We start from the raw sequence: 15,063 nt of genomic DNA on the forward strand, positions 1-15,063 counted from the left end.
TCGCTATTTGTATTGTGGACGCAGCCAGACGCCGTTTGCGGCATCGGTTGGCAGTCCCGTGTCCGGATCATAGACGCCGCGGCGCAGATTATTGCGGCGATTGATCTCGCTGGCCGCCGGGCGCTTTTCACCATCACCGAGCGCCGTGGCGAGCGCGGCCAGGTCGCGGGCCAGATTGGCGAACTCATCCATTTCCATCGCGAACGGGTGGTCCGGCCCGGTGCTGGTCCGGTCGAAAGTGACATGTTTCTCGATCACCGTGGCACCCAGCGCTGCCGCTGCGATCGGCGCGACATGGCCCGGCGAATGATCCGACAATCCCACCGGTAAGCCGAAGGCCGATTTCAGCGTCGTGATGGCGTTGAGATTGAGATCCTCCCAGCTGGGCGGATAGCTCGCCGTGCATTGCAGCACCGTCAGATCGGTACAGCCGGCGGCTTGCACCGTTTTGATCGCCGCCTCGACCTCTTCCAGGTAACTCGCCCCGGTTGACATGATGACGGCCTTGCCGGTGGTGGCGACCTTCTCGAGCAGAGGCGTGAAGGTCAGGTCACCCGAGGCGATCTTGTAGCGTTTGACGCCCAGTGCCTCGAGCTTGTCGACAGCCTCCAGTTCAAACGGGGTCGACATGAATTCGATGCCGTTTTCGTCACAGCAGGCCTTGAGCTCGGGCAACCAGTGATCAGGCAGGCCCTGATTGGTGAAGGCAGCATAGCGTGGGTTGTCGATCCATTCTCCGCTCGCGGCATCCTTCGCCTTGCGGGCGATCAGGCCTTCGCGCGTCAGGGACTGGAATTTGGCGATCTGCGCGCCAGCCTTCGCGCTGGCTTCGATATAGCGCTTGGCCTCGTCGAGGCTGCCGCCATGATTGGAGCCGATCTCGGCGATCAGTGTGATGGCAGGGCTCATGAGGCTGATCCTTGTTGCGCGGACCGGGCAGGCGCGATCTCGGCCAGCAGGGCGCAGATATGTCCGGTATCGACCGGCCAGCCGCGCGCCTCGAGGCTGGAGTGGATCATGCGGACAAAGTCCAGCTCGGCGGCGGTGTCGACCGACAGGTCGTACTCGGGGTGATGCAGCGCTTCCGGGAAGGCGAGGGTGAGGCAGCGATAGGCGTCCGGGTTTTCACGCACCTTGATCGTCACATGCTCGCGCTCGCGGTCCGTTGTGGCGCCGTCGCCATCAATCTGGCGCAGCACGCGCGTCTCGACGATTTCCGCGCGCAGGCCCTTGGGAAGATGACCGGCCTCGGGCCGGGTGTATTCGGCGCCGTGCGCCTGGTGTTCGGCGACGCAGCGCGCAATCACGTCCGGGTCGCGAAACGGGCTGTCCGAGGTGATGCGAACCAGTGTGTCGGCGAGCGTCATATCGGCGGCGAGGACGAAACGGCTCAGCACATCGCGTTCGGAACCGCGGCAGACGCGGATGCCTTCGGCTTTGGCGAGGGCCGCGATGACATTGTCGCGCCGGGCCTGTGTCGTGGCGATTACGAGCTCGTCGACGCCTTCGATCCGGCGCAGGCGGCGGCATTGATAGGCCAGCAGCGACACGTCGTCATGCAGCGGCTCGAGAATCTTCCCGGGCAGTCGGCTGGAGCCCATGCGGGCCTGGATGACGGCGATTGTACGCTTCATGTGATGCCCTTAACACCGAGTGGAACTTCCACGTCCTGCCAGGAGCGGACCATGCGCATTGGAGCATAGGGCGGAATGGTTGACGGGATATGGCCATCCAGATGCTCCGCTCCCGCGAGCATGCGCACCAGCAGGGCCGGGACATTCAGGCCGGCCAGCGTCATCAGATAGCCAAAGCCCCACATGCGCGGATTGATCTCCAGCAGATAGGGCAAGGCGTCCGGCGAGGGGCGTTTCAGCTCGACGGCGGCCAGACCGTGCCAGGGGCCGGTGGCGCGCAGCACGGCGAGGCCGGCTTCTGTGAGGCGGGCATCGACGACGGTTTCGCCGGCAATGGCGGCGCCGCCGCTGGGGGGATTGGTTTGCAGCTTGCGATGCAGAGTGGAGATCACCAGCTCGCCGCGATTCCAGAGCGTGCCGATGGTGTAGATCGTCTCGGGACCGCCGGGGATGCGCTGTTGCACCAGGCTTGGGCCGTGCTCCGCGACGGTCTGCGGCCAGTCGCGTTTGAGTGTTGCCATATCGGCCGGATAGCTCACACCGCGTGCACCGCGCGAGCAGCGTGGTTTGAGCACGCAGGGGAAATCGCCATCCCAGCTGTCCAGATCTGCGGCCGTGTCTGGTTGCAAAGTGCGCGGCAGCGGCAAACCGGCCTCGGCGATGCGGGTGAGCAGCAGGCCCTTATCGATCCCGAAGCGCAAAACCTCCGGGTCAGGCACCGGTACGCGCAGGCCCTGACGCGCCCAATCGCGGGCGACCGGCGCGAGGGCGGCGGCTTCGGCTTCCGAACCGGGAATGATGATGTCGAGCTGGTGAGTTGCACAGATCTCGCGCACGGCGGCGCGATAGGCGTCGGCATTGCCGGCTGCGGGCAGGAGCCGGGCTTCCACGCCCGGTTCGAACAGGCCGGCCGCGAGGGGGTTGAGATCCGCAGCGACGATCTTCAGCGCGCTGTCGGCCAGTTTGAGCGAGCGGACCGTGCCCAGGCCAGGCGGGGCACCAACGCCTGTGACCAGAACGCCGCTGGAGAGCTCATGCAGCATCATGCCGGCCTCCAGGCGTCGAGCGACCGGCCGAGCAGGCGTTCCAGTGCGTCAATTTCCGGTGCGAAGCGAGCCTCCAGCATGGCGCGGATATCCGCATCCATCGGCGGGACCTGCACCGGCGCTGCACCCGGTGGTGGGTAGACGCCATCGGCCGTCGAGGCTGACGATATACCGGTGACCGGCGCCACCAGTTCGGCATGCAGGGCTTCGAAACTCTCCGCCGTGCGGTGGTCGTAGTCGCCTGCGAGAACAGGAAGTTTGGCCGCTGGGATGCCGCCGGTATTATAGCGCTCCTGCAGCGAGACCGGTGCATCGGGATCAAGGTCGAGAAATTCGAATATGCGGCGCATCGTGCCGGGGGCGTCGCGGTCGAGCTCGTCCTGGAGCAGGACAAGACGATGATCGAACCGCTGCATCCAGGGCTGGAGCTTGCCGACATAGCGGCCGGTCTCGGTGTAGAGCCATTGGAAGCCCCAATTCGCCGCCTTGCGCCCGGCTTCGATTTCGAGGGTCTTGGCGAAGGAGAGAAATTCGGCATCGCGTCGGACATTCTGCAGATAATGCGACCAGGCACGATCAACCGGATTGCGCAATATGGCGATGATCCGGGTTGCCGGTCCGCACAGTGACAGCGCCTGCGGTGCGGCGATATCGGCATAGGCGAGATAGTCCGGCGAGACATCGCCGGCGCGGCTCTCATTGCCGCGCTTGGCGAAAAGGGCCTGGTAGTCGGCCGCAGAGCCTGGTGCGTCGAAATGGTAGAAGGCGGGCCAATGGACCGCGCCCTTCCAGATGTCCGAGAAGAAGCGGCCTTCCTTGCGCGTGGGCGAAAGGAAAATATCCGGATGTTGTCGCAGGTAATGATAGAGCGAGGTGGTGCCGGATTTCGGCGCCCCGATGACCAGAAAGTCCGGCCATCCGGTGGGGGGCGGCGCCCCTGGGCCGGGGTGTTGATGTATTGGTGCGTTACCCACCCTGGTCTCCCTCGGAGCGGCCGATTGGCTGCTTCTGTGTTGGCTTGGACTGGAAATACTGCGCCTGATTCAGGCCGCCGGACCAGCCGCCGTCCTTGAAATGGTTGAATTTAGCTGTGTCTGTGTCGCTGAAACGAGATGTGAAATGCGGCTTGCCACACGGTCGGCGCCGCGGCCATCGACCGCTGCCTCGCTGGCCCGGGCAAGGGCCTGGCGCCGGGCCGGTGCTTCCAGCAGACCGCGCAGGGCCTGCCGTAAATCTTCAGCAAAGCCGGTGGCTGTGGGATCCAGGCTGAGCCCGAGTCCAAGCGCCGCGAATTGCCGGGCCCGTTCGCGCTGGTTGGCTGCGATCGGCAGGGCGATGGCCGCGAGACCGGTCGCTGCCGCCTCATGCAGAGTGGTTCCGGCGCCGAGAATGGCAATATCGGCCGCGCACAGCTCGGCCAGAAGACCAGCCTCGGGCAGGGCGGTCGTGCCTGGCGCTGCCCGTTTGATGTCGATCATGACACCTTCGAGTTCGGGCAGGTTATCCAGGGCCGCCAGCACAGCCTCCAGCACCGGTGTTTCGCTGCCCCCGAGCGAGATCAGCAGGCGTCGCGCCTGTGGCCAAATGGTGCGTGGCGGGCGGCTGGCATAGTCGGGGGCGAGGAGAATGTGCTCGCGGCCCTCGCAGACCTGCATCAGCGCACCCGTCTGGGTCGGTTCGAATCCCTGGCGGATGTAGAGATCGGCCTCGGCGTCACCGTGATTGTTGCCGACCAGCGCCAGCCAGAATCCGGCGCGGCGCAGCTGGGCACACAGCGGGGCGTCCGTGATCTGCCAGTCAGCAATCAGGCCGTCGATACGCGCATCGGTGAGGGCGGGAAGCAGGCTCCCGTCCGTGTCACCCCCGGCCGGGATGGGCCGGACTTCAATGCGACTGGCGAGGCTGGCGGGTATGGCATGTGGCGTCTGGCTGAACCAGATGAGCGCATGCCCCGCATCCAGCAGGGCCTGCGCCAGCGCAGCACACCGTATCACGTGACCGAAGCCGAGACGGCTATCGCCATCGGCGCGGATCGCGAGACGGGCGTGCGTGCCGGTCATTTCCGGTCTTTGACGAATTGCTCCAGATCGGATGCGACCCGCGGCATGATATTGTTGAAGTCCCGGAAGCCAGTGCCGAAAAACGACCGGGTTTGGGGATACCATTGCATGTGATCGGTGCCGAGCAGCGGCCAGGCCGTCGACCGCGCGTGAATGAACCAGACGCGGCCACCGGACGCAGCCGCCAGATTGCTGGTCGCATTCATCGGTCCGATCACCAGGTCACAGCTTGAGGCGAAGGCGGCGATATCATCGAGATCCATTTTGAGGTCGATGCCCTGGGGCTGGTGGATGTCGACGCCAAACATGTCCTTGGCTTGCTGAAGTTCCCTGGCGATCTCGCCATATTGAAGGTTGATGAAATTGACGCCGTCGACCGCGAAAATCGGCTTCCAGTCCTCGAACTCGGAGAAGAAGCGCGCTCGCCGGACGGTCATTTTCAATGACTTCCAGAGAATGCCGACTTTCAACCCGTCGCCGATCTGGTCGAGATAGTCGCGCCACACCCCGACGCGCTCGGGATCGGGCGTGAGAAAGGCGGGGCGTTTGGGGAAGCTCTCAAGCGATGGCCGCAGGGCGATCAGGGGATCGCCCATCGGCGTCCAGTAATCGGCCCCGTCATCGAGATGATTGGCGGTGCGCACATCGCGTCCCTCAAGTTTGACGGAGGTGTGGTTGCCGACCCTGGCTTGGGGCAGGGAACGCTGGACCAGTGGCACCAGTCTGTACTCGCAGGCAATTCTCAGCTCGCCTTCCGGGCCGATCGCGTCGATCAATTCCTGCGCGGTATTCAGGAAGAGCACTTCATCGCCGAGGCCTTGTTCGCCGACCAGGACGACGATCTTGCCCTTGATGTCGGCGAGGTCATGGCTCTCCCAGCGCGGGCAGTTCATCGCGAAAATCGTCGCCTGCGCATTGTTCGGGTCAAGACGGCCCTGTTGAGCTTTCCAACCCTCCTCGACGCGCCCGCAGGCCAGCAGGAGCAGGGAGCGGCCATGTTCCATTGTCGCCCGATCGGCTGCGTCCTGAGGGTTTCTCAGGGCGAGTTCAAAATGTTCCACGGCTTCGAACGGCTTGCCCAGCAGCTCATACATATTCGCCATGTTGTTGTGAGCACGGGCGAAATTGGGATCCAGCCGCAGGGCTTCTCTGAAAAAAGTCGTGGCGCCGGCCGGGTCACCGGACTCGGCGAGGACGGTGCCGAGCGAGTTCCACAATTCGATATTTTCCGGGTGCTGGAAAATTGCAGTCCGCAGGATCTCGATCGCATCCTCGATCCGGGCCTGGTCCCGCAAGACGCTGGCCAGATTGGTGACTCCGCTGAGATTGCCCGGATCGATCTGGACGCAGAGCCGGTAGAATTTCTCGGCGGCGTCAAGCATGTCCAGCTTCCACGCGACAATGCCCATATTGAGATAGACCTCGGCATCTTTCGGGTCGAGCTTCCAGGCGCGTTCATAGTATTCGAGGGCTTTGGACAGGCGCCCGACGCGGAACAGGACCAGGCCGACCGCGTGGTTCGTCAGGGCAATGTCCGGAGCCATGTCGAGGGCCCGCAGGACGTATTTCGAGGCTTCCTGGTGATCGCCCGCGTCGGACAGCTTGATCCCGCGGGTGACGAGACTGGTGGCCTTGCGGTATTTGTCGCGCTGCGCTTTCGGCACAACGCCCAGGCGAAGCTCCGTGCTGAGGCGGCCGCGCGATCCGCGCGCGCCGACCGCATCATTCTTTGCGGACTCGGCCTCGGCGGTAAACTCGTCAATCAGGGCAGCGTCGGTCATTCAAAGCCTATCGGGTCTGGTGTGACTGGAATTTCAACCGCAGCTGGACGGGATTCGATTTAAAACTTGCTAACGCGGCCAAGGCCAGACTTGCTGTTGCCCGGATGTCAGCGAAACCTTTTCTTCACCCCGCTTTGCCAACGTGACGTCTGATAGGGTGCGAATCCGCGCTTCGATGACTGGAGAATTCTCATGGCCCTGAAAATCTCGCTCAAACCCGGCGAGAAGTTCGTGCTGAACGGAGCCGTGGTGGAGAATGGCGACCGCCGTGCCACGCTTCTGTTGCAGAACCGGGCTTCGGTGCTTCGTGAGAAGGACATCATGCAGGCCGAGCAGGTCACAACGCCGGCCCGCCACATCTATTTTCCGATCATGATGATGTATCTCTCGGATCAGGCAGATGATCTCCAGTACGAGCAATTTGTGCTCCGGATGAATGAATTCATGGGCGCCGTGACGGCGACCGAAATCCTGTCGAGCTGCGTTACCATCAGTCGCGATGTGATGGCCGGCGAATATTACAAGGCGCTGATGCGCTGCAAGAAATTGATCGAGTTTGAAGAGGAGCGCCTGAAGTAATGTCCTTTCAAGCCTATCAGAAAGCCTCAACCCGGGTGGAAGACCCGCGTTCGACGGAATACCGGTTGTTTGCCCAGGTGACGCGGGCCTTGATGCAGGCGTCGGAAACCGACCAGATCGAGATATCGAGCCGGATCGACGCGCTCGACTGGAATCGCAGACTCTGGTCCAATCTCGGTGCCGATTGTGCCAGTACCGAGAACAAGCTCCCGGAGCAGCTCCGGGCCTCGATCATTTCGCTCTCGCTCTTTGTCTCGAAATACACCTCCCAGGTGATGCGCGGGACCGGCGAGTTTGAAGTCTTGATCGATCTGAACCGCACGATCATGCAGGGCCTTGCGCCACAGCCGACCGCGGCCAACAGCGCCGCTTGACCGGCCGAAAATGGCTGCTGGCATTCAGCCGCGGCTCCTGCTGAACACCTGAAGGCCGGACGCACGCTTGTGCGCCCGGCCTTCCGTCTTCCGGGCGTAGCTGACCGGGCGCCCCGACGCGCGCGGCATGCACGCCGGTCTTCCGGTCAACGGTCGAAAGTCCGGCGCAGGCAGCTTCTGCCGGGTCGGCACAATTGGACTGCACAATCGGGCAAATGCCGGATCCGGCTTCCCGGTGTCTCCAAAAATTCCCATGAAAACAACTGCTTGCCCGCGCTCCGCGTGGCATGGGGATTGCGACTGTCTGGGCAGGACAAAAAGTCCAAGTCAAGAACGACTTCACCACTTCCAGAATGGAGGAACAATTATGCTTTCAGTGAACACCAACGCCGGAGCCATGGTGGCTCTGCAGAACCTGACGAAAACCAACGCTCAAATGACAGAGGTTCAACAGCGGATTAACACCGGCCTTGATGTGGCCGGCGCGAAGGATGATGGCGGCAAGTTCGCCATCGCCCAGCGCATGCGCGCCCAAGTGGGCGGCTATGCTGTTGTGAAGGATAGCCTCAACCGGTCCCAATCTGTCGTCGACGTCGCGCTTGCGGCGAGCGAGGGCATTTCGGATCTGCTCATTGAGATGAAGGCAAAGGCACTGGCGGCATCTGATGTTTCTCTCGACTCTGCGTCGCGAACGGCCCTGAACGAAGACTTCAAGGCCATGCGGGATCAGATTTCGAAGATGGTCAGTACCGCTGAATTCAATGGCACAAACTTGATCAACAATACCGTGACGTCCATCTCTGCCCTGGCAAATGATGACGGTAGCAGCACGATCTCCATCGTGGATGAAAACCTCTCGCTCGGGGGCGGTATCGTGACCCTGGGCGCGACGGCTTCCTTCGCGTCGGCGGGTACTGCTGATACGCTTGCGGGAACGATCTCGACTTCGCTGAATAATCTGAATCTTGCGTTGGCGCGCCTCGGCACGGCATCGAAATCTTTGGAGATTCACGGAGACTTTGTGGTCAAGCTTTCCGACGCCCTCGAAGTGGGTATTGGAAACCTTGTCGACGCGGACCTGGCAAAAGAAAGCGCACGCCTGCAGTCGCTGCAAGTCAAGCAGCAGCTGGGGGTTCAGGCACTTTCGATTGCGAATACGGCGCCGCAGACCATCCTTTCCTTCTTCCAGTAGTTTCGTCGATCGGGGCCGCCTTCGGGCGGTCCCGGTTTTTTTGGTTCCGCACGCGGGGGCCCGTAGGCATGTCCGCAATCCGGCTTTAACCCTTTGTAAATCATAAATCTTTGCCGACGGGCAGTTTTTGCCGGGCATTTCGAGGTTTGAGGCGGCACTTTTTACCCAGCAAATGGTTACCGCGAACAGGTCGATTCAGCGAACATCACCAACGGCACCATCTCTCTCCCGATTAACCTGTTTCAGCCAACCGTTTCTGGCCCGTAGTTTGCGAGGTTTTCCGTGGATCAGAAGGTCCATCGGGCAAAACGCCCGGCATAAACCAGAACGGAAAGGGCCAAGAAATGGCTACCATTAATACGAATTCCGGCGCCATGGTTGCGCTGCAGCAGCTGAACATGACCAATCGCGACCTGGAACAGGTCCAGAGCCGGATCACCACCGGTCTTGCGGTCAGCTCCGCGAAAGATGATGGCGGCAAGTTCGCTATTGCGCAGAAAATGCGTGCAGACGTTCAGGCTTATGAAGTTGTTGGCGGGTCGCTCGATCTGGCAGCATCGACGGTCGACGTGGCCCTGGCCGCCGGCGAAGCTGTTTCCGACATTCTCATCGAGATGAAGTCGAAGGCGCTCGCCGCTTCCGACACCAGCCTCGACTCGGCTTCGCGCTCCGCGCTGAACGAAGACTTCAAGGCACTTCGCGACCAGATCGGCAAGATCGTCTCGAACGCCTCGTTCAACGGTACGAACCTGATCAATAACACCGTGACGTCGATCTCGGCGCTCGCCAATGCTTCGGGCTCGTCCACGATCTCGATCGCTGACGAAAATCTCTCGCTCGGTGGCGGCGTTGTTACGCTGACCGCTACAGCATCGATGGATTCAGCTGGTACCGCCGCAACGCTCGCCGGCACCATCTCGACGTCTCTGAACAACCTCAATAGTTCCCTGGCTCGCCTGGGTACGGCTTCGAAATCTGTGGGTATCCACAAGGATTTCGTCGGCAAGCTGGCTGACTCCCTGACCCAGGGTATCGGCAATCTGGTCGATGCCGATCTGGCAAAAGAGAGCGCGCGTTTGCAGTCCCTGCAGGTCAAGCAACAGCTTGGCGTTCAGGCTCTGTCGATCGCCAACAGTGCTCCGAGCACGATCCTGGGCTACTTCCGTTAATCCACGGAACCGGATGGCGGGCCAGCTGGCCCGCCATCCACCTTCCCGGGATCGCTGACGGAGGATGTTTTGGAGGCGCTGACGCCTCTACGTCAGCGAAAAGAAAATGGCTGATACCAATTATACTCGGCCGCCTCTGGTGGCTAATCCACTTCTGGATTCACGCGATATGTCCGGCGACCGCCCACGGCCCGACCCGACCCGCGTCCCGCCTGTAGAAAAACAGCCTCCGGCCACACAAACCGCCGGGCGCCCCCCCGAAGAACTGGTCGCCGAGCTTGAGCGTCTGTCCCGGGAAATTCTGGGCAATTCCAGGCTCAGCATTCAGCGTGAAGCCACATCGGGCGACTTCGTCTATTTGATGATCGACAAGGATACCGGCGAGACCATCCGTCGCTGGCCGCCTGAAACGCATCAGGATCTGGCGGAATATCTGCGCACCTTCAAAGCCGGCCTCGTCAACAAGACGGCCTGAGCTGCTGGGCAAAACTGACCGGTCTGGCCGTCACGACTCGGCAAAATCCGACTTTTGCCACTTATAGCCAACACCTAAAAGCGCTCTAACTAATGGAAAAGATGCGTTTTTATTATCTTCCGGGAATCGGCACGGCAATTGCGCTCGTAATTTCAAGGCGTCACGAAAGTGTGGCGCGGTGATTTGCGGGAGAATATCGCATGACCTTGAGTGTCCACACCAATACCGCCGCGATGATTGCGCTGCAGAACCTCAATAAAACCAATGACCAGATGGATGGTGTTCAGAACCGGATCAATACCGGCCTGAAGATCTCCGGGGCCAAGGACAATGCGGCCATCTATGCGGTCGCCCAGGGCATGCGCGCCGATCTTGGTGCGCTCAGTGCCGTCCAGACCGGGCTCAACCGGGCCACGACGATTGGTGATGTTGCGCTCGCGGCCGGTGAGACGATTTCGGACCTGCTGATCCAGATGCGCGAAAAGGCGATGGCGGCGATGGACCCGTCGATCGATTCCTATTCGCGCCAGGCCTATGATTCCGATTTCAAGGCGTTGCTCGACCAGGTCCGGGTGATCATCGAGAACGCTGAATTCGATGGCGCCAATCTGCTCGACGGCTCGGTGACAACCGGTGTTGAATTCCTCGCCGACGCTGATGCGGCACGGACGGTCACGCTGAAGTCGCAGGATATGAGCATTGGCGGCGCGATCGTGACGATCCCGGCGACCGCCAGCCTGAGTACCGTCACCCTCGCGACCGCTGTCATGGCCAACATTCAGGCCAGTCTCGACAACGTCAATCAATCCCTGGCCGATCTTGGCTCGGACACCAAGAAGCTTGAGGCCCATTCCGGTTTCGTCAGCAAGCTGGCCGATGCCCTCACCAAGGGGGTTGGCAATCTTGTCGATGCCGATCTGGCGGTTGAAAGTGCGCAATTGCAGGCCTTGCAGGTCAAGCAACAACTGGGTGTCCAGGCGTTGTCGATTGCCAACTCGCAGCCGCAGATCATTCTCAACCTCTTCCAGTAGACCTGTAAGCCTGCCCCACCACGGCCTGTCTTGCTGCGGAACGGCACCCCACGGGGTGCCGTTTTCGTTTTCGCGACTCGCGTCATGATGCAGCGCGTTTTGAGGACACATCATGCCCAGACCCTTTCTGCCCTATGGCCGACAATCCATTGATGACAGCGATATTGAGGCGGTCGCGCGGGTCTTGCGTTCCGACTGGCTGACCACCGGGCCTGCGGTCGATGCCTTTGAGGCAGACTTCGCCGCCTGTACCGGGGCGCAATATGCCATCGCCTGTTCCAATGGCACGACCGCGCTCCACCTGGCGCTTGCAGGCCTGGATGTCGGGCCCGGTGATGTCTGTATCGTGCCGGCCATCACCTTCATGGCGACAGCGAATGCGGCAATCTATTGCGGTGCCGATATCGTGTTCGCTGATGTTGACGCCACTACCGGGCTGATGACCCCGGACACGTTGCGGCAGGCCATTGCGCGTGTCTCCGGCGCGAGATTGCGCGCCATCCTGCCGGTGCATCTGGCGGGGCAGTGCGAGGATATGGCGGCGATGCGCGAGATCGCCGACGCGGTCGGTGCCAGACTGGTTGAGGATGCCTGTCATGCGCTCGGCACGCGCTGGCAGGACCGGCCGGTCGGGGCGTGCGAGCAGTCCGATGCGGCGTGTTTTTCTTTCCATCCGGTCAAGACGATCGCGGCCGGCGAGGGCGGTATGGTGACGACCAGTGACGCGGCCCTCGCGGCCCGGCTGCGGCGCTTGCGCAGTCATGGCATTGAGCGCGATCCGGCGCGGATGGAACAGGGCCAGGATGAGCCCTGGTGGCATGAGATGCAGGAGCTGGGCTGGAATTATCGCCTGTGCGACGTCCAGGCGGCGCTGGCGCGTTCGCAATTGCATCGGCTCGATGCCTTCGCCGCCAAACGCAAAGCGCTTGCAGCGGCTTATGACGCGTTGCTGGCGGGACATCCGCTGGTGAAGGCGCTGGTGCGGACACCCGATTGTGACCCCTGTCTGCATCTTTACCCGGTGCGGATCGACTTTGCCGGGGCTGGAACGGACCGCGCCACGATTATGCGGGCCCTGCAGGAACGCGGGATAGGCTCGCAGGTTCACTATATCCCGGTGCCGTCACAGCCCTGGTATCGCAGGCGTTATGGCGATCAGACCCCGCCAGGCGCGGCTGGATATTATGCCCAGACTCTGAGCCTGCCACTATTCACGGACATGGCGCCGGACGATCCGGCGCGGGTGGTGGCGGCGCTGGACGCGGTGCTGGGCGGCTAGCGGTTCTTCTTGCGGAACAAGACCCAGGTGAGGTCATCAATCCCGGTGGAGCGCTGCCAGAGAAATCCGTCATCCACGATTTCCAGATCGTCGAAGCGGTCGAGGAAGAAACCGCCGAAATCGCGCTTGAACAACAGGTCGTTACGACCGCGATACGGGATGGATTCGGGCTTGGTCGAGAAATATTCGGCGACCAGAATCCAGCGATTTGAAACCCGGTGCATCTCGTCGGCGACGGTGCCGAGATCGTCGGGATGGACGTGAATCAACACGCCCGATGTGAACACCATATCGATTTCGGCCGCGCCAAAGGGCAGTTTCTGCCCTGTCGCGTTATGTAGCCGTTCGTCTGCCACAACCCTGTCGTCAAGCACGCGCTGCCTTGCCTTGGCATTGGGCTCCACCGCGTACAGTGTCGCGGGCGAGAGCCGGTCGATGGCGCGCAGGTTGAGACCGATATTGCAACCGACCTCCAGAATGCTCTCCGGCTCGGCGCCATGGGTGCTTTTGAGCAACTGCGCCCACATCCGGGTCCGCATCCGCAGAGCGTCGGTCAGGGTCTCATTGCGATCGATATATTTGTCGCCGAATTCGCCGCGCCAGGCGTCGAGCTGGGTTGTGTCGGTCATGCTGTCTCTCCAGGGGCGCGCCAGTCGATCATATCCATCGCCAGCGGATCGCCGCGTTTCAGGGCGCGTGTGGCGCGCCGGTCGATGATTTCATCCCAGTGCTTCGGGGCCAGGCCCAGGCCGGGCCGGATCGAGCGGATATTTTCCGCCGTGAAGGCCTCGCCGGGGGCGATGTCGCGCACGACATAGAGCGAGCGGCGGAAATTCATCGAACCGCGCTCACAGCCGGCCAGTTCGTAACGCACCGAGCCCAGGGCGGCGAAGGCGTTATGGCAATCCTCGACCAGGCGTTTGAGTTCATCCGGCTCCAGCGAGAAGGAGCCGTCCGGGCCGCCATCGGCGCGCGAGAGGGTGAAGTGCTTCTCGATCACGCGGGCCCCGAGCGCGACAGCGGCGACGGCGCAGGCGGTGCCCGGCGTGTGATCGCTCAGCCCGGCGACGGCGTGAAAGGCCTCGGCCAGGTGCGGCACGGTGCGCAGATCGGACTGGTCGATCGGTGCCGGGTAGGCGGAGAGGCAATGCAGGACGGCCAGGCCGCCAACGCCGTTTTCGCGGGCGGTGCGGACGGCGTCGTGGATCTCGGCCAGATTGGCCATGCCGGTCGACATGATCATCGGCTTGCCGGTGCGCGCGACGCGGGCAATCAGCGGCAAATCAGTGATCTCGAAAGAGGCGATCTTGTAGGCGGGCGCATCGAGCGATTCCAGCAGATCGACGGCGGTGTGGTCGAAGGGGGTCGAGAAGAGTGGCACGCCGAGTTCGCGGGCGCGGGCGAACAGCTCGCCATGCCATTCAAACGGCGTGTGGGCCTCGCTATAGAGTTCATGTAGTGAGCGCCCGTGCCACAGACCGCCTTCGATCACAAAGCCGGGGCCGTCATGATCAATGGTGATGGTATCGGCGGTATAGGTCTGGATCTTGATCGCATCGGCACCGCAGGCCGCGGCCGCCTCGATCGACGCGATGGCGCGGTCGATGCGGCCGAGATGATTGGCCGAAATCTCGGCGATCACCAGCGGCGGGTGATCGGGGCCAACCGGGCGACCGGCGAAATCGAATGTGGTGTCAGCGGCGGCGGGCATGATGGTCCCCAGGCAGAGCAGTGTCGGGGCGAAAACATGTTGCGTGGCGCATGGCGCGAATCACCCTTGAAGACAGGCTTCGAGCCTCGGTCAGGAGGGTTAATTTGTCGTTCGACCCCGGCCGTCGGCGCCGCCCGCCTCGCCGGGACTGGATGCGCCGGAAAGCAGGCGCATGGCGATGCGCGCGGGGGTGTCCCAGCCCTGCGGCAGCCTGGCGAACAGCTCTGTCTTGTCGGCGGCGCGGTGCATGGGCAGGCAGGTCGTCTGGACCTGGGGCGGCAATTGGCCGCTGGCAATCGCGTCCCAATGGCGTGCGAAAACATCCTCGATTTCCTGGCGCAGCCGCAGATAGCTGGATTTCAGGGTTTCAAGGTCCGGATCGAGTTTGACCTCGCGCTGCACCAGGATCGGGCCGGTATCCATCTCGCCATCAATGAGGTGCAGCGTCACGCCCTTGGGGGTGTTGTCGACCCAGGACCAGAAATTGGGATCGGCACCGCGATTATAGGGCAGGAGCGAAATGTGCAGGTTCACAATCCGGCCCGCATACAGGTCGAGCACCGGTGCGGTAATCAGGCGCCGATAGCCATAACTGACGACCCAGTCCGGGCGGATGGCGGCAAAATCGGCCTCGTTCAGAAGGTCGGAACGCACGGTAACACGATCCCCTCGCGCCGTGATCGGAGCGATCAGGGAGTCGGGATAGGGGGAAAGAATCAGGACGTGCATGCA

At 62.2% G+C, this 15,063-nt stretch carries 16 protein-coding genes; 7 read left to right on the forward strand and 9 right to left on the reverse strand.

All coding sequences use genetic code 11. The features are described from left to right. Positions 1–3: 3 nt before the first annotated feature. The 6 genes from BLT42_RS12730 to BLT42_RS12755 all read right to left on the reverse strand — a co-directional run bounded on the left by BLT42_RS12730 (position 4) and on the right by BLT42_RS12755 (position 6,521). A complete protein-coding gene (locus BLT42_RS12730; protein ID WP_091771388.1) occupies positions 4–909 on the reverse strand; it encodes an N-acetylneuraminate synthase family protein in 906 nt (301 codons plus the stop codon). After that, complete coding sequence (locus tag BLT42_RS12735) at positions 906–1,634, reverse strand: cytidylyltransferase domain-containing protein (protein ID WP_091771390.1); 729 nt, start codon at positions 1,632–1,634, stop codon at positions 906–908. The genes BLT42_RS12730 and BLT42_RS12735 overlap by 4 nt, the downstream gene beginning before the upstream one ends. Then, the gene (locus BLT42_RS12740; RefSeq protein WP_143024145.1) at positions 1,631–2,680 is read right to left on the reverse strand and encodes an ATP-grasp domain-containing protein; all 1,050 of its coding nucleotides are present in this window, start codon (positions 2,678–2,680) and stop codon (positions 1,631–1,633) included. Before BLT42_RS12740 ends, BLT42_RS12735 begins: the two co-directional genes overlap by 4 nt. Next, positions 2,677–3,654 (reverse strand): sulfotransferase family protein, encoded by a 978-nt coding sequence (locus BLT42_RS12745; RefSeq protein WP_176780359.1) that lies wholly within the window; start codon positions 3,652–3,654, stop codon positions 2,677–2,679. Before BLT42_RS12745 ends, BLT42_RS12740 begins: the two co-directional genes overlap by 4 nt. 69 nt (positions 3,655–3,723) lie before the next feature. Next, positions 3,724–4,740, reverse strand: coding sequence for a hypothetical protein (locus tag BLT42_RS12750; protein ID WP_091771396.1), 1,017 nt, complete (start codon positions 4,738–4,740; stop codon positions 3,724–3,726). Beyond that, positions 4,737–6,521 (reverse strand): tetratricopeptide repeat protein, encoded by a 1,785-nt coding sequence (locus tag BLT42_RS12755; RefSeq protein WP_091771398.1) that lies wholly within the window; start codon positions 6,519–6,521, stop codon positions 4,737–4,739. Before BLT42_RS12755 ends, BLT42_RS12750 begins: the two co-directional genes overlap by 4 nt. Before the next feature lie 192 nt (positions 6,522–6,713). Here BLT42_RS12755 and flbT point away from each other — a divergent pair, with 192 nt between their 5' ends. From flbT to pseC, 7 genes are all read left to right on the forward strand, one after another. After that, positions 6,714–7,100 (forward strand): flagellar biosynthesis repressor FlbT, encoded by a 387-nt coding sequence (flbT, locus tag BLT42_RS12760; protein ID WP_091771400.1) that lies wholly within the window; start codon positions 6,714–6,716, stop codon positions 7,098–7,100. Beyond that, a complete protein-coding gene (gene flaF / locus BLT42_RS12765) occupies positions 7,100–7,474 on the forward strand; it encodes a flagellar biosynthesis regulator FlaF (RefSeq protein WP_091771402.1) in 375 nt (124 codons plus the stop codon). The genes flbT and flaF overlap by 1 nt, the downstream gene beginning before the upstream one ends. A 367-nt stretch (positions 7,475–7,841) precedes the next feature. Next, positions 7,842–8,666 carry a flagellin gene (locus BLT42_RS12770; protein ID WP_091771404.1) on the forward strand — a complete coding sequence of 275 codons (825 nt, stop codon included), beginning with the start codon at positions 7,842–7,844 and terminating at the stop codon, positions 8,664–8,666. A gap of 344 nt (positions 8,667–9,010) precedes the next feature. Further along, positions 9,011–9,835 carry a flagellin gene (locus BLT42_RS12775; protein WP_091771406.1) on the forward strand — a complete coding sequence of 275 codons (825 nt, stop codon included), beginning with the start codon at positions 9,011–9,013 and terminating at the stop codon, positions 9,833–9,835. Between the two features lie 169 nt (positions 9,836–10,004). Beyond that, positions 10,005–10,310: a flagellar protein FlaG gene (locus BLT42_RS12780; RefSeq protein WP_176780360.1), complete on the forward strand. Its 306-nt coding sequence runs from the start codon at positions 10,005–10,007 to the stop codon at positions 10,308–10,310. 200 nt (positions 10,311–10,510) lie between these two features. After that, on the forward strand, positions 10,511–11,341 hold the full coding sequence (locus BLT42_RS12785; RefSeq protein WP_091771410.1) for a flagellin: 831 nt from the start codon (positions 10,511–10,513) through the stop codon (positions 11,339–11,341). Positions 11,342–11,453: 112 nt separating this feature from the next. Then, positions 11,454–12,620, forward strand: coding sequence for a UDP-4-amino-4,6-dideoxy-N-acetyl-beta-L-altrosamine transaminase (pseC, locus tag BLT42_RS12790; protein ID WP_091771412.1), 1,167 nt, complete (start codon positions 11,454–11,456; stop codon positions 12,618–12,620). Here the strand turns inward: pseC and BLT42_RS12795 are convergent. The 3 genes from BLT42_RS12795 to BLT42_RS12805 all read right to left on the reverse strand — a co-directional run bounded on the left by BLT42_RS12795 (position 12,617) and on the right by BLT42_RS12805 (position 15,060). Beyond that, the gene (locus tag BLT42_RS12795) at positions 12,617–13,249 is read right to left on the reverse strand and encodes a pseudaminic acid biosynthesis-associated methylase (RefSeq protein WP_091771414.1); all 633 of its coding nucleotides are present in this window, start codon (positions 13,247–13,249) and stop codon (positions 12,617–12,619) included. The two genes, pseC and BLT42_RS12795, sit on opposite strands and share 4 nt — an antisense overlap. After that, positions 13,246–14,331: a pseudaminic acid synthase gene (gene pseI / locus BLT42_RS12800; RefSeq protein ID WP_091771416.1), complete on the reverse strand. Its 1,086-nt coding sequence runs from the start codon at positions 14,329–14,331 to the stop codon at positions 13,246–13,248. Before pseI ends, BLT42_RS12795 begins: the two co-directional genes overlap by 4 nt. Before the next feature lie 99 nt (positions 14,332–14,430). Further along, a complete protein-coding gene (locus BLT42_RS12805) occupies positions 14,431–15,060 on the reverse strand; it encodes a formyltransferase family protein (RefSeq protein ID WP_091771418.1) in 630 nt (209 codons plus the stop codon). Positions 15,061–15,063: the final 3 nt, after the last annotated feature.

Origin of the sequence: Maricaulis salignorans, assembly GCF_900103475.1 — a bacterium.
Taxonomy (GTDB): domain Bacteria; phylum Pseudomonadota; class Alphaproteobacteria; order Caulobacterales; family Maricaulaceae; genus Maricaulis; species Maricaulis salignorans.